The organism is Mycobacterium sp. ELW1 (assembly GCF_008329905.1).
Taxonomy (GTDB): domain Bacteria; phylum Actinomycetota; class Actinomycetes; order Mycobacteriales; family Mycobacteriaceae; genus Mycobacterium.
The window spans coordinates 3004514-3016901 of record NZ_CP032155.1 but is presented as its reverse complement, the minus strand read 5'-3'; the positions used below and the strand labels follow the sequence as shown (position 1 = coordinate 3016901).

At 67.6% G+C, this 12388-nt stretch carries 18 protein-coding genes; 10 read left to right on the top strand and 8 right to left on the bottom strand.

What is annotated here, in order from left to right; genetic code table 11:
* The first annotated feature begins 19 nt into the window (after positions 1-19).
* Entirely contained in the window at positions 20-916 is an 897-nt protein-coding gene (locus D3H54_RS14140) for a DMT family transporter (RefSeq protein WP_149383534.1), read from the top strand.
* Here the strand turns inward: D3H54_RS14140 and D3H54_RS14135 are convergent.
* The gene (locus D3H54_RS14135) at positions 913-1338 is read right to left on the bottom strand and encodes a PPOX class F420-dependent oxidoreductase (RefSeq protein WP_149379567.1); all 426 of its coding nucleotides are present in this window, start codon (positions 1336-1338) and stop codon (positions 913-915) included. The two genes, D3H54_RS14140 and D3H54_RS14135, sit on opposite strands and share 4 nt — an antisense overlap.
* A 53-nt stretch (positions 1339-1391) precedes the next feature.
* Here D3H54_RS14135 and D3H54_RS14130 point away from each other — a divergent pair, with 53 nt between their 5' ends.
* Positions 1392-2222, top strand: coding sequence for an HAD family hydrolase (locus D3H54_RS14130; RefSeq protein WP_149379566.1), 831 nt, complete (start codon positions 1392-1394; stop codon positions 2220-2222).
* Positions 2223-2232: 10 nt separating this feature from the next.
* Here the strand turns inward: D3H54_RS14130 and D3H54_RS14125 are convergent, their stop codons facing one another.
* Positions 2233-2976 (bottom strand): glucose 1-dehydrogenase, encoded by a 744-nt coding sequence (locus D3H54_RS14125; RefSeq protein ID WP_149379565.1) that lies wholly within the window; start codon positions 2974-2976, stop codon positions 2233-2235.
* A gap of 106 nt (positions 2977-3082) precedes the next feature.
* Here D3H54_RS14125 and D3H54_RS14120 point away from each other — a divergent pair, with 106 nt between their 5' ends.
* Positions 3083-4156: an NAD(P)H-dependent amine dehydrogenase family protein gene (locus tag D3H54_RS14120; protein ID WP_149379564.1), complete on the top strand. Its 1074-nt coding sequence runs from the start codon at positions 3083-3085 to the stop codon at positions 4154-4156.
* An 83-nt stretch (positions 4157-4239) separates the two neighbouring features.
* Complete coding sequence (locus D3H54_RS14115) at positions 4240-4587, top strand: aminopeptidase (RefSeq protein ID WP_149379563.1); 348 nt, start codon at positions 4240-4242, stop codon at positions 4585-4587.
* A 46-nt stretch (positions 4588-4633) separates the two neighbouring features.
* Here D3H54_RS14115 and D3H54_RS14110 read toward each other — a convergent pair whose 3' ends face one another.
* Positions 4634-4930, bottom strand: coding sequence for a hypothetical protein (locus D3H54_RS14110; protein ID WP_168214861.1), 297 nt, complete (start codon positions 4928-4930; stop codon positions 4634-4636).
* Between the two features lie 207 nt (positions 4931-5137).
* Between D3H54_RS14110 and D3H54_RS14105 the strand changes: the two genes are divergently transcribed.
* Positions 5138-6271, top strand: coding sequence for a nitronate monooxygenase (locus tag D3H54_RS14105; RefSeq protein ID WP_149379562.1), 1134 nt, complete (start codon positions 5138-5140; stop codon positions 6269-6271).
* A gap of 66 nt (positions 6272-6337) precedes the next feature.
* Here D3H54_RS14105 and D3H54_RS14100 read toward each other — a convergent pair whose 3' ends face one another.
* Complete coding sequence (locus tag D3H54_RS14100; RefSeq protein WP_149379561.1) at positions 6338-6781, bottom strand: hypothetical protein; 444 nt, start codon at positions 6779-6781, stop codon at positions 6338-6340.
* Positions 6782-7236: 455 nt separating this feature from the next.
* On the opposite strand from D3H54_RS14100, the gene D3H54_RS14095 reads away from it, so the two are divergent.
* On the top strand, positions 7237-7548 hold the full coding sequence (locus D3H54_RS14095) for an STAS domain-containing protein (protein WP_149379560.1): 312 nt from the start codon (positions 7237-7239) through the stop codon (positions 7546-7548).
* 10 nt (positions 7549-7558) lie between these two features.
* Positions 7559-8389, top strand: coding sequence for an ANTAR domain-containing protein (locus D3H54_RS14090; RefSeq protein ID WP_149379559.1), 831 nt, complete (start codon positions 7559-7561; stop codon positions 8387-8389).
* A gap of 105 nt (positions 8390-8494) precedes the next feature.
* Here D3H54_RS14090 and D3H54_RS31230 read toward each other — a convergent pair whose 3' ends face one another.
* Entirely contained in the window at positions 8495-8725 is a 231-nt protein-coding gene (locus D3H54_RS31230) for a hypothetical protein (RefSeq protein WP_168214860.1), read from the bottom strand.
* Between the two features lie 58 nt (positions 8726-8783).
* Here D3H54_RS31230 and D3H54_RS31225 point away from each other — a divergent pair, with 58 nt between their 5' ends.
* Entirely contained in the window at positions 8784-9155 is a 372-nt protein-coding gene (locus tag D3H54_RS31225; RefSeq protein WP_168214859.1) for a hypothetical protein, read from the top strand.
* Here the strand turns inward: D3H54_RS31225 and D3H54_RS14080 are convergent.
* Both D3H54_RS14080 and D3H54_RS14075 read right to left on the bottom strand, forming a co-directional pair.
* Positions 9152-9862 carry an SDR family NAD(P)-dependent oxidoreductase gene (locus D3H54_RS14080; protein WP_149379558.1) on the bottom strand — a complete coding sequence of 237 codons (711 nt, stop codon included), beginning with the start codon at positions 9860-9862 and terminating at the stop codon, positions 9152-9154. The two genes, D3H54_RS31225 and D3H54_RS14080, sit on opposite strands and share 4 nt — an antisense overlap.
* Before the next feature lie 54 nt (positions 9863-9916).
* Positions 9917-10507 (bottom strand): TetR/AcrR family transcriptional regulator, encoded by a 591-nt coding sequence (locus tag D3H54_RS14075; RefSeq protein ID WP_149379557.1) that lies wholly within the window; start codon positions 10505-10507, stop codon positions 9917-9919.
* A gap of 114 nt (positions 10508-10621) precedes the next feature.
* Between D3H54_RS14075 and D3H54_RS14070 the strand changes: the two genes are divergently transcribed.
* Together D3H54_RS14070 and D3H54_RS14065 are read left to right on the top strand one after the other, a co-directional pair.
* Entirely contained in the window at positions 10622-11902 is a 1281-nt protein-coding gene (locus tag D3H54_RS14070) for a cytochrome P450 (RefSeq protein ID WP_149379556.1), read from the top strand.
* Positions 11899-12090, top strand: coding sequence for a ferredoxin (locus D3H54_RS14065; protein ID WP_149379555.1), 192 nt, complete (start codon positions 11899-11901; stop codon positions 12088-12090). The genes D3H54_RS14070 and D3H54_RS14065 overlap by 4 nt, the downstream gene beginning before the upstream one ends.
* Here D3H54_RS14065 and D3H54_RS14060 read toward each other — a convergent pair.
* Positions 12084-12371, bottom strand: coding sequence for a hypothetical protein (locus tag D3H54_RS14060; RefSeq protein ID WP_149379554.1), 288 nt, complete (start codon positions 12369-12371; stop codon positions 12084-12086). The two genes, D3H54_RS14065 and D3H54_RS14060, sit on opposite strands and share 7 nt — an antisense overlap.
* Positions 12372-12388: the final 17 nt, after the last annotated feature.

Sequence of the window (12388 nt, the reverse complement as noted above, 5' to 3'; positions counted from 1 at the left end):
ACCAGTGAAGGGACGGATATTGCTGCAGCACGCGCTCGTCGTGGCAGCCGCCCTTGCCGGTGCGGTGTTCGCGGCCATCGGCATCGTGGTCCGTCAGCGGGCCACCATGGACGTCCCCCGAGATCAGGGTGTCAGCACCGTGATGGTGTCGACGCTGTTGCGCCGCCGGCTCTGGTGGGCCGGCACCGCGTCCGCGGTGATCGGGTACGCGTTCCAGGCGGTGGCGCTGGCCTACGGCTCACTGCTGCTGGTCGCCCCACTGATGGTGTCCGCGTTGCTGTTCGCGCTGCCGCTGAGCGCGCGGCTGGCGCACCGCCGGGTCTCCCGCGGCGAGTGGGGCTGGGCGATGCTGCTCACGCTCGCGTTGGCGGTGTTCGTATCGCTGGCCCGAACCAAGCCCGGCGACTACGACGGCGCGGCGTTGCCTGCCGTGGTGGTGGCCGGAGTCAGCCTGCTGTTCGTGGCCGGCTGTCTACTGGTGGCGTTACGGCTGTCGGACTGGCGCCGGGCGATCCTGCTGGCGGTCGGTGTCGGTGTTCTGTTCGGCGTGGTGGCGGTGCTGACGAAGCTCGTGATGCATGCCGTACGCGAGGGCGACATGGGGCGTCTGCTCACCTCGCCGGTGCTCTACGTGGTGATCGTCGTCGGCGTCGTGGCCACTCTGCTGCAACAGTCGGCCTTCCACGCCGGGTCGCTACGCGCGTCGGTCCCGGCGATGCTGGTGCTCGAACCGGTGATCGCCGTGCTGATCGGTGAGGTGGTGCTCGGCGAGCACCTCGCGGTCACCAAGCCGGTCGCGGTCGTCCTGGCCATCGCCGTCGGCGCCATGGCCGCGGCCACCATCGCACTGGGACGCGATGAGGGCGCCTGGGAAGAGGAACTCGAAGCGGCAGCCAAGACCCGCCCGCAGGGTTAGCTCGCCCAGGGGCCGATGCCGCCGACCGCGTCGATCCGGATCCGGGTCAGGTATCCCGGCGGGGCGTCGTCGGGTGGGAACACCACGGTGTCGTCGGTGATCATCACCGCCGCGAGCTCCCGCAGAACCTCGGGTGCGCCGCCTTCGACGATGCGCGCGGTACCGGTGACCGACAGATACGGCCGCATGACGGCGCCCGGCTCGGTCGAGACGATGGTGAGCGCCACCCGTCCGTCCCGGCGCACGTTGCGAACCTTCTTGTGCTCCGACAGGTGGGCCGTCACCAGCTCGTCGCCGTCCTCACCGGACTGCACCGCCACCCACACCAGCGACACCTGCGGGCTGCCGTCCGGGTTGAGGGTGACCAGCGTGGCATCGGCACCGGAGCCGATCAGAGCGCGCGCCGCATCGTTGAGTTTCATGTGGCGTGCAACACCGCAGGGGGCGAGGCATTCCCGCGGATCGGCATGATGGTGTGGTGACTCTGTCATCGGATCCGCTCGCTCAGATCGCCGGGAGCCCACCGGGTCCGACCGTCGGCGCGTTCTTCGACCTGGACGGCACGCTGGTCGCCGGTTTCACCGCGACCGCGCACGCCAGCGACCGGGTCCGCCGCGGACAGGCCCGGATCGGCGAGGTGCTCGGGGTGATCGAGGCCTCGCTGCGCTACAAGCTGGGCCGCATGCAGTTCGAGCGGCTGCTGGTCCGCGCCGCGGGGTATCTGCGCGGCGAGTCGCTGGCCGAGCTCGACCAGATCGGTGAGCGGCTCTACACCGAACAGGTGGCGGCGCGGGTGTACCCGCTGATGCGCGAGATCGTCGCCGCGCACCGGGACCGCGGGCACACCGTGGTGGTCAGCTCGTCAGCGTTGACCATCCACGCGGAGCCGGTGGCCCGCGCGCTGGGGATCGCCGACGTCATCTGCAACACCTTCGAGCTCGACGACGACGGTCGCCTGACCGGGAACATCGCCAGGCCCATCGTCTGGGGACGCCAGAAAGCCGCTGCGGTGCAACGGTTTTGCGAAGAAAACGAGGTCGACCTGACCGGCAGCTATTTCTACGCCGACGGCGACGAGGACGCTGCCCTGATGCGGCTGGTCGGCCATCCCCGTCCGGTCAATCCGCGGCCCGGCCTGGCCGCCAAGGCCGCGGCGAGCGACTGGCCGGTGCTGCGGATGTCGATCCCCGGCCGCCGCGGCGGGGCGGCCAATGTGATCGGCCACTTCCCCGCGCTGGGACGGGCCGCGCTGGGCGCGGCGTTCGGCTCGCTGGCGCTGCGGACCCGCCGGAGCCCGAAGGACTAAGGCCCGAGGATCAGGGCATCGCGCGGTGCGGGACGTCGGTGATCAGACCGCCGTCGACCACGTATTCCGAACCGGTGGAGAACGACGACTCGTCGCTGGCCAGGAACACGATGAAGGTGGCCACTTCTTCGGGCTGGCCCGGACGGCCCAGCGGGGCGCTGACCATGTCTTCGGGCAGGTGCTTGGTCATCGGCGTGCGGATGAAGCCCGGGTGCACCGAGTTGACCCGGATGTTGTCCGACGCCAGTTCCAGCGCAGCCGATTTCGTCAGGCCGCGCAGACCCCACTTGGACGCCACATAGCTGTGCACCCAGGCGGCGCCGCGCATGCCTTCGATGGACGAGACGTTGATGATCGAGCCGCCACCGGACTCCTTCATCGACGGCAGGACAGCTTGGATACCCAGCAGCGCGCCGGTCAGGTTGACGTCGAGGACCTTCTTCCACCGCTCCACGTCGAGCGACTTCAGCGGCGCGACCTGGACGATGCCCGCGTTGTTCACCAGCACGTTGACCTTGCCGAACTCGGCGATCGCGAGCTCGACGGCGGCCTTCCACTGATCGGCTTCGGTGACGTCGAGGTGCACGTAGCGCGCGGCGTCGCCGAGCTCGTCGGCGAGTTCTTTGCCCTTGTCGTCGAGGATGTCCCCGATCACAACCTTGGCGCCTTCGGCGACCAGCATCCGCGCGTCAGCGGCGCCCATCCCCTGTGCGCCACCGGTGATGATGGCTACTTTGTCGTCTACGCGTCCCATGAGCCGACAGGCTACCGCAGCATATTTTTCAAAGTAGAACTTGTTCCAGTTCTGCGCCGAAGTGCGCATACTGAACCCACCGCAGACCCCAGCATGAGGAGAACTTATGGCCATCCGCGTTGCCCACATCGGCACCGGAAACGTCGGTCGGATAGCCCTGGTCGAGCTGATCGAGAACCCCGGGTTCGAGCTGACCGGGCTGTGCGTGTCGGCCGACGAGAAGGTGGGAAAGGACGCGGGTGAGTTGGCCGGGCTGGACGTCAAGACCGGCATCCTGGCGACCAAAGACCTCGACGCGGTGCTGGCCACCGAGCCCGAGTGCGCCGTCTACTGCGCGATGGGCGACACCCGCATGCCCGAGGCCATGGAGGATGTCCGCAAGATCCTGGCCGCCGGCATCAACGTCGTCGGATCATCGCCCGGGTTGCTGCAGTACCCCTGGGGCGTGATGCCCGACAAGTACATCCAGAGAGTGGAAGACGCGGCCCGACAAGGCAATTCGAGCCTGTTCATCAGCGGTGTCGACCCGGGCTTCGTCAACGATCTGATCCCGCTCGCGCTGGCCAGCACCTGTCAGCGCGTCGAGCAGGTGCGATGCATGGAGATCCATGATTACGCGTCCTACGACGGCGCAGAAGTCATGCACTACATGGGTTTTGCCCGCTCCATGGACGAGATCCCGATGCTGCTGCAGCCCGGAGTGCTCAGCATCGCCTGGGGCACGGCGATCCGGCAGCTGGCCGCCGGCCTGGGCATCGAGGTCGACGAGATCACCGAGTCGTACCAACGCGAACCCGCGCCAGAGGATTTCGACATCGCGGTCGGTCATGTCGCCAAGGGCACCCTGGCCGTCCTGCAGTTCGAGATCCGCGGAATGGTCAACGGCCACCCCGCGATCGTCATCGAGCACATCACCCGGTTGCGCCCCGATCTGCGTCCGGATTTGCCACAGCCCGCAGCTGGCGGCGGCTCGTACCGCATTGAAATCACCGGTGAGCCTTCGTACGCGGTGGACATCGTCCCGAGCAGCAGTTACGGCGACCACAACCAGGCCGCGATCGCCGGCGCCGCAGGCCGCATCGTCAACGCGATTCCGGCGGTGATCGCCGCCCCGCCGGGCATCCGCACCACGCTCAACCTGCCGCTGGTCTCCGAGGTGGAGCTGTTCGCCAAGCCCTGACAGGTGCGCACCGCGGCGCGTTTGGCCGAGTCGTCGCCGGGGTAGACCCCGCTCCGATTCGACGGATGCGTAAGGAGACGGACATGTCGGTGCGTCGTGTGGTTCTGCTGGTGGGTGCGGTGCTGCTGGCCGTGGGGGTCATCGCGATGCTGGTGCCGGTGTCGACCCCGGACGGCAACGGCGGCAGCATCGGCTGCGGCAACGCCGTAGCCGCCGATCTGTCGTCGGCGCGGGCGGCCAACGACAAGAATGTCGTCGCCAACGTGCCGATCCTGAACCAGCTCGTCCCGCACACCGACTTCGTGGCGCAGTGCCAGTCGTCGGTGTCGCAGCGGCGGTCCTGGTCGATTCCGGTGGCCGTGATCGGCCTGCTGGTGGCGGGTGGCTCGCTGCTGGTCAGCAGCCGACGAGGAGTCGGCTCGACCAGCTAGCCGACGGTGAGTCGGCTCGACCAGCTAGCCGCAGCGGCATCAAGGCCTAGGGCCGGTAGCCCGGAACAATCAGCGTGCCTGGGTAATTCACGTAGTACGACAGGCAGATGGGGCTGTGCCGGCACGCGATGATCGCTCCGGCGTCGGGCGCCGCCCCGATGGTGTGATTGCCCCGCGCCGGCAGACCGCAGTTCACCACGTAGGGGTTGAGCGGTACGACGCCGTTGGTGCAATCGGGGCCGGTCTCCGCCGCGGCCACGCCGACGGGTGCGAGGACCGCGGTCAGGGCGGCCGCGATGCCGAGCAGCGCGACGCGCCGCATTCGAAGTGTCGAGACAACCATGGCGTTACACCCTCTCGCCGACGACGAGCCGACACTGCTCACGGTACTCCGCGAAGAGCCGCCGTCATGGGCTCTCGCTGGGGTGATTGTGCCGATAGCCATTCGTTCGCGCATCGATGGCGGATACCTGCAACTGGCGCGCGCGGCGCGTACTAAACTAGAACACGTTTCAGTCTGCTTACGCCCCACGCTTGAAGGAGCCGGTCCATGCGCACTCCCCTCTGCGACGACCTCGATATCGAATATCCGATCTTCGCGTTCACCCACTGCCGCGACGTGGTCGTGGCCGTCAGCAAGGCCGGCGGCTTCGGCGTGCTCGGCGCCGTCGGGTTCTCCCCCGAACAGCTCGAGATCGAGCTCAAGTGGATCGATGAGAACATCGGCGACCATCACTACGGCGTCGACATCGTGATCCCCAACAAATACGAGGGCATGGACTCGACGGACCTGTCCCCCGAGGTGCTGAAGAAGACGCTGAACGACCTTGTGCCGCAAGAGCACATCGACTTCGCCAAGAAGGTCCTCGCCGACCACGGTGTGCCGGTCGAGAACAGCGACGACGACGCCATGGGGCTGCTGGGCTGGACCGAGGCGACCGCGACGCCGCAGGTCGAGGTGGCGCTCAAGCATCCCAAGTGCACGCTGATCGCCAACGCCCTCGGCACCCCGCCGGCCGAGATGATCAAGCACATCCACGCCGAGGGCCGCAAGGTCGCGGCGTTGTGCGGTTCGCCGTCGCAGGCCAAGAAGCACGCCGAGGCCGGCGTGGACATCATCATCGCCCAGGGCGGCGAGGCCGGCGGCCACTGCGGTGAGATCGGCTCGATCGTGCTGTGGCCGCAGGTCGTCAAGGCGGTGGCGCCGGTGCCGGTGCTGGCCGCCGGCGGTATCGGCAGCGGTCAGCAGATCGCCGCGGCGCTCGCACTGGGTGCCCAAGGCGCGTGGACCGGTTCGCAGTGGGTCATGGTCGAGGAGTCCGAGCACACCGACGTGCAGCACGCCGCGTATGCGAAGGCCGAGAGCCGCGACACCGTGCGCAGCCGCTCGTTCACCGGCAAGCCTGCCCGCATGCTGCGCAACGACTGGACCGAGGCGTGGGAGAAGGACGGCAACCCCAAGCCGCTCGGAATGCCGTTGCAGTACATGGTGTCCGGCATGGCCGTGGCCGCCACGCACAAGTACCCCAATGAGAGCGTCAACGTCGCGTTCAACCCGATCGGACAGGTCGTCGGTCAGTTCACCAAGGTCGAGAAGACCGCCACGGTGATCGAGCGCTGGGTGCAGGAGTACCTGGAGGCCACCACCCGCCTCGACGAGCTGAACGAAGCGGCGTCCGTCTGACCCGCATTCACAACGCAATCAGGGCGAGAATCTTCGTGATTCTCGCCCTGATTGCGTTCTCGCCGGTTAGCCGGCCGGGTAGAAGTCGTTCCCGTTGCCCCAGTCGCCGGAATGCATCGATCCGGGCTGCCAGCCCTGAGCTCCCAGGCACAACATCGGTAGGCCGTCGGGCGACTGCGCCGCGGCCTGCGAGCCCGGGCACGGCGAGCCGACGGCCTGCACGCCGTAGATCTTGGGTGAGAGCACCCAGAAGCCCACACCCTCAGGCGGCCGGTCCATGCCGATCGGCGACTGACCGGGGATCCAGCGGCAGAGCAACGGCTCGCCACCGGGGCCGCGCCCGAATGCGAACCGGTCCCACTGATAGCACGGCGCGCTGAGGTAAGCCTCGTAGCTCATGCCCGGCGGATCACCGGGGAACGGCCCGTGGGGTTCATCGGCGGCGGCAGCCGGTGCCACGGCCAGTGCCGCTCCGGCGACGGCTGCTGCGATGACGAATTCGCGGAGCATCTATCCACCCTCTAGGTCTCTTCCCGCAGGGCCCCTTGCCCCCCGGCAGCCCTCTCGCGTGAGCCTAACTGCTGTTGCGGGTGTGTCTGCGGTGAACTCGCAAAGGCGTGCGAGTCCCGGCCGGAGCGCACCGGCAGCAGACTTTGCTCTCGCTGACTGCTCGGCACGCACCGAAGCTTGCTAAGCTGCCCGGCGATTACGTCGTCGGGGGTGAAGAAGACGACGGGAGAACCAGTGGGTGAAACGTGCGGTGGCAAATCGGTTGCTGCCGCCGGTCGAGATGTCCTGTTCGGGCCTAAAATCGTGCTGACGGTCCGATCCTGCGACGGTGCCGACCGGTGGCGGCTTGCGGTTTCCGGCAACAGCTGTTCGACCCATCCGCGACAATCGCCGAGTAACGGCAGTTACGGTTTGTGCGTCGGAGCAGGCGTCGAAACGCTCAAGGAGTTGCGCTGATGGCAGAGGCCCAGTTCCGGGTCGCGGTGGATTCCGATCTGGAGTCGCCACACGTGGTTGCCTCCGGTGAGATCGACCTCGCCAATGTCGGGCAGTTCCAGGACGTCGTGGCCAAGGCCGCCACCGGATCTGACGCCTTGACCGTCGACCTGTCCGACGTCACCTACTGCGACAGCGCGGCGGTGCGTGCGCTGTTTGCCGTGGCCGCCACAGCCGAGCTCACGATGATCATCGCCGCCGAAGGGCCGATCAAGACCCTGCTCGGCATCTCCGGCCTCGACCGGGTGGCAACCGTCATCACCAAGGAGTGAGTCGCACACCATGCCCGTCCCCGAGTTCCACCGGCGCGACCTGTCCCAGCAGGAGTTGTTCGACCGGATTCTCGAACGCGTCCATCTCGACCTGCCCCATGCGGTCGGGTTGGCGATCACCGTGCACGAGCGGCGCCTCGACGAGGACGAGGTGACGGTGCTGGCCGCCCGCGGCTACGGCGGCGAGATCGTCGAGGCCCAGCTGGCCGGGCTCGGCGGCCCGGTGATCGACGCCTTCGTCCATCAGATGCCGGTGCTGAGCCTGGATTTGTGGGCCGACGAGCGCTGGCCGGAGCTCAGCCTGCAGGCGATGGACGGCCGGCTGCCCGAGCTCAGCGCGGCCTGGCGTGAGGTTCGCGGTGCGGTGTCGGTGCCCGGGGTGTGGAAGGCCGACAGCACGGTCGTGTTGACGTGCGCGCTGGACCGGCCGTCGACGGCCACCACGGTGACCACCCTGATCGGCTACGAGCAGCTGGTGTCCGCAGCCATGGTGTCGGCCGGCGCCGAGGACGAGACCGCCACCGCCGACATGCTCGCGGTGCTGCAGTCGCGCGGAGCCATCGAGCAGGCCAAAGGCGCGATCATGGGGCGACTGATGTGTGATGCCGACACCGCGTGGGCCACCCTGCGCCGCGCCAGCCATGAATCCAATGTGAAGCTCCGCTCACTGGCCGTGGCCCTGGTGGAACACATCAGCGGTGCACCGGCAGAACAGCCTGCGGCGGGTTCGCCGATCGTGCCCACCGATCAGGCCCGCCAGGCCGCCGGCTTGTTGTGGGCGGTGCTGACCCACGAGTCGACACCGGCCCAGTCACCTGAACCGGCCGAACCGGCGAGCTGACCGGCGTGACGGGCATCTCCTGCGATTAGTCCGGAGAAACGCCGCTGCACAGCACGGAAAACGCCGCCCGAGGTGGTTCGCTTAGGCCATGTCAGCTCACGAACCTCACTCCATCCACCCGCCGTCGCGCTGGTTGCCCTGGCTGGGAGTCGGCGGAGCGCTGACGGCGGTCGGCCTGGCGGTCGCGGTGACCGTGGCGGCCGGCTCGTCTGACACACTGCCCGTCGCCCAGGCGGCGCCCACGACGCTCTCGACGACGGCCAGCACGACGGCGACGACGTCCCCGGCCTCGTCATCGGCCGCGACGTCGACGTCGAGCGCACCGACGTCGTTCACGGCCGACTCACGGGGCTATGTCGACACCGGCGCACGGTGCGACGAGAACCAGACCCTGATGGCCTACGGACGCACGTCGAAATCGCTGGTGGTGATCTGCGTGAACGCCGACGGCGGACTGGAGTACCGCGGCGTGCGCCTGTCGGACAACGCTCCCCTGCACCTACCGATCACGCGTAGCTCCGACGGGACGCTGGTCGCAATCAATGACGGTGTCACGTACGCCGTTTCGCCCACCCAGATCCTGGTGTCCTCGGGTGACGATGTCATCTACAAGGATTCGTGGATCGAGTTCAAGGAGGCCAGCTTCTCGCCGGCCAGCACCTCGGGCACCGCGAGCAGTTCGGCGAGCGCGACGACGACGGTGAGCACCACCACCGTCACGGTGACCACATCGGTGACCCCGACGACGACCAAGCCCGCCGGCTAGGTGTTGCGGCCGCCGTTCACACCGAGGATCTGGCCGGTGATGTAACCGGCTTCTTCGGAGATGAGGAAGGCGCATGCCGCGGCGATGTCCTCCGGTTTGCCCATCCGGCGCACCGGGGTGGCGTCGATCGTGGCCTGGATGTCGCCCATGTTCCCGCGTGCTTCGGCGTTGCGCAGCATCGGGGTGTCGATGAAGCCCGGTGGCACCGCATTGACCGTGATGCCGGCCGGACCATATTCCAGCGCAAGGCTTTTCGTCAGCCCGTTGACGCCGGATTTCGCCGCGACGTAGGCCGACATGTAGGGCACACCGGAGTGGGTGCTCGACGAGGAGATGTTGACGATGCGGCCCCAGCCGGCCTCGATCATGTCCGGCAGGACGGCCTGGATGGTGTGGAAGACACCGTGCAGGTTGATGTCGATGATGTTCTGCCACTGCTCGAAGGACAGGTCGAGGAAGCGCCGGAAGCTGTCCTTGCCCGCGGCGTTCACCAGGATCGTGACCGGCCCGAGGGTGCGGTGGATCTCGGCGACCGCAGCGTCGATCTGCGCGCGGTCGGTGACGTCGGCGACGTAGGAGTGTTCGGCCTCAGAGGGGTTGAGGTCGATGATCGCCACGGTGTGACCGTCGGCCCGCAGCCGTTCCGCCACTGCCGCACCGATTCCCGAACCGCCACCGGTCACCAATGCCGTCTTCGAGGTGGACACAGGTTTCCCCTTTCCGGCGGGCTGACCGCCTGATGATCGAAAGATGTTGGAAAATCAAGACATTCGGCGCGGTGCACGCATACCGAGCGCACGCCGGCCCGCGTCGACGAGCTGGCCGTGCAGCCACTCGTCATCGGCGTCACGTTTCGGGTCGGCTGATCCGGCGATGCCGGCGAAGACGAACTGCGCCCGCAGGTACCCGGCCGGGCCGGGGTGAACATCGGCGAGCAACGCCATCTGGCGCGCGATCATGTGCGTCCAGTCGCGGTTGGCTTTCAGCACGGTATGCACGCTCGGATCGGCCGCCAGGACCGAGACCAGCATCGGGTTCTCCACGGCCAGGCGCGCGTAGCCGTTGAGCATGCGTTCGGCCCGGGCCTGCACGCCGCGCTGCGTCTCCGCGTCGTCGACCACGGCGGACAGCTTGTCGATGATCGGCTCGAGGATCGCGGTCAACAACTGCTCGCGGGTCCGGAAGTGGTGGTAGATGGCGGCTTTGGTGAAGCCGAGCTCGTCGGCGATCATCTGCAGCGACGTCCCGGCGAAGCTGTGCCGGATGAACAGCGCGATGGCCGCGTCGATCAGCCGCTGCCGGGTATCGGGGGCGGCGGTGGAGTCGGGGCTGGCTGCGGCGACTGCGCTCATCGTCGACTCCCTTCGCAATCCAACTTTACGATCGGCTAGTAAACTACCATACGATCGGCTAGCATCCTCCTAGCCGATCGTATAGGCAACGCCGTGACGTGAAGGGATTTCTCAGTGACCGACGTAGACTCCGTCAACTTCTTCACGGATCGCGGTCTGGTCGCTGATCCGTATCCGTATCTGGAGGCGCTGCAGGCCCGTTGCCCGGTCTCGAAGGAGCCCCACCACGGCGTCTGGATGGTCACCGGGTGGGAAGAAGCCACCGAGGTCGCCGGCGACGCCGACCGTTTCTCGTCCTGCATCGCGGTGACCGGGCCCTTCCCCGGCTTCCCCGTTCCCGTCGAGGGTCGTGACGACGTTCCCGAACTCATCGACCGACACCGCAACGAACTGCCCTTCTACGACCAGTTGCCTGCGCTCGATCCGCCGGTGCACACCGATCACCGCGCGCTGCTGATGCGGCTGATCACACCCAAGCGCCTCAAGGAGAACGAGGAGGCAATGGGCGCGATGGTCGACCGTGCACTCGACGACTACCTCGTGGGCAGCGGCGGCGAGCTGATTGCCGGCTTCGCACAACCGTTCACGCTGATGATCATCGCCGACCTGCTCGGCGTCCCCGACGCCGATCGCGACGAGTTCGTCAAGGAGATGGCCAGCGGCGCGCACCACGGCGGCGGCATCGGCAGCGTCAAGGGCGAGAGCCTGGCGAAGTCTCCACTGGAATATCTCTACGACAAGTTCAGCGCCTACATCGAAGACCGGCGCGCCAACCCCCGCGGCGACGTGCTGTCCGAAATGGCCGCGGCGACGTTCCCCGACGGCTCGGTGCCCGATCCGGGCGACGTGGCCCGGGTGGCGGCCAACCTGTACTCGGCAGGCCAGGAGACCACCGTCCGGCTGCTCAGCGCCGCCCTGCAGATCCTGGGCGACCATCCCGAATTCCAGGCGCAGCTGCGCGCCGACCGCTCCGGAGTGAGCAACTTCATCGAGGAGGCGCTGCGCTTCGAGAGCCCGGTCAAGGGCGACTTCCGGTTGTCGAAAGAGCCGGCCACCATCGGCGGTGTGGACGTGCCGTCGGGTTCCACACTGATGGTCGTCCAGGCCGCCGCCAATCGCGACCCGCGCCGGTTCACCGACCCGAACACTTTCGACCCGTCACGGCCAAATGCCCGGCAACACATCGCCTTCGGACGCGGCATCCACACCTGCCCGGGTGCCCCGCTGGCCCGCGCCGAGGCGCGGGTGGCACTGATGCGACTGCTGGATCGCACCACCGACATCCGGATCAGCGAGGAACACCACGGCCCCGCCGGTGCGCGCCGATACACCTACGTGCCCACCTACATCCTGCGTGGGCTCACCGAACTACATCTGGAGTTTGACCTCGCATGAAAGCCCACATCGACGACGGACGCTGCCGCGGTCACGGCGTGTGCACCACCGTCTGTCCGGACGTGTTCGCGATGACCGACGACGGGTACGCCGAGGCGATCGTCGACGAGGTGCCCGCCGGGCTCGAGGACAGCGCCAGAGAGGCGGCCGAGGCCTGCCCGGAGAACGCCGTCATCCTCGATCAGTAGTTCACGATCGAGCGCCAATAGTCCTCGGGTATCTCGGCATTCGAGCGCAGCACCATCGCCAGCCCGGTGGCCATCGCCACGCCCAGCAGTCCGAGCCAGAGCCCGAACAGGCCGACCACCGTCCAGATCGCGACGGTCAGCGCGGGCCATGGTGACACCAGGGTCAGCAGCGGAGCGAAGAAGAAACCGGCGCCGACGAACCACGCCGAGCCGGCGCGATCGGACCTGAGCACGAAACCAAGCCAGCGCGGGACCGGATGCGGATCACTGTGCCGTGTCATGCTGTCCACGCTCCCCT